The organism is Paraburkholderia sp. BR14320 (genome assembly GCF_040948665.1).
Classification (GTDB): Bacteria; Pseudomonadota; Gammaproteobacteria; order Burkholderiales; family Burkholderiaceae; genus Paraburkholderia; species Paraburkholderia youngii.
Genome location: NZ_JBFPKG010000244.1, coordinates 1 through 595, shown reverse-complemented (window position 1 = coordinate 595; position 595 = coordinate 1). Strand labels below are relative to the sequence as shown.

Here is a 595-nt window from a genome sequence, read left to right as displayed (position 1 = left end):
TGCCGAGCGCTTCGAGATTGAGCCGCGCCGCGTCTTTTTCGAGCAGACGAAGCACCGCGCGCTCGCCGTGGCCGGTGGGCAGCGTCGATACCCGCACGTCGACCGGACGACCGCCGACGCGCAGCGTAATGCGGCCATCCTGCGGCAAACGTTTTTCCGCGATGTCGAGCTGCGCCATGATCTTGATCCGCGAGATCAGCGCGCCGTGCAGCGCTTTTTTAGGCCGCACCACGTCGCGCAACGTGCCGTCGACGCGAAAACGCACCACCGACGCATTCTCGAACGGCTCGATATGAATATCCGATGCCTGCTCGCGTGCGGCTTGCGTGAGCAGCGCGTTGATCATGCGGATGATCGGCGCGTCGTCTTCCGATTCGAGCAGATCCTCGACCTCGGGGATGTCCTGCATCAGCCGCGACAGATCGACTTCGCCTTCCACTTCGCCGACCACCTGCGCGGCGCTGCCGCCCTGGCGCGCATAGGCCTGGTTGATCGCCTGCGCGAGATCGTCGGCGGGCACGCGCACAACCGACACCACGCCGTAGTTGCGCGCGATTTCGGCAAGCGCGGCTTCGCTCGTGCGCTCGCTGATCCA

General features: G+C 65.5%; 1 protein-coding gene. It reads right to left on the bottom strand.

The window, feature by feature from the left end; genetic code table 11:
• Positions 1-595, bottom strand: a 595-nt coding sequence (locus tag AB3X89_RS40135) for a GspE/PulE family protein (protein ID WP_368588044.1), incomplete at both ends; no start/stop codon positions are given.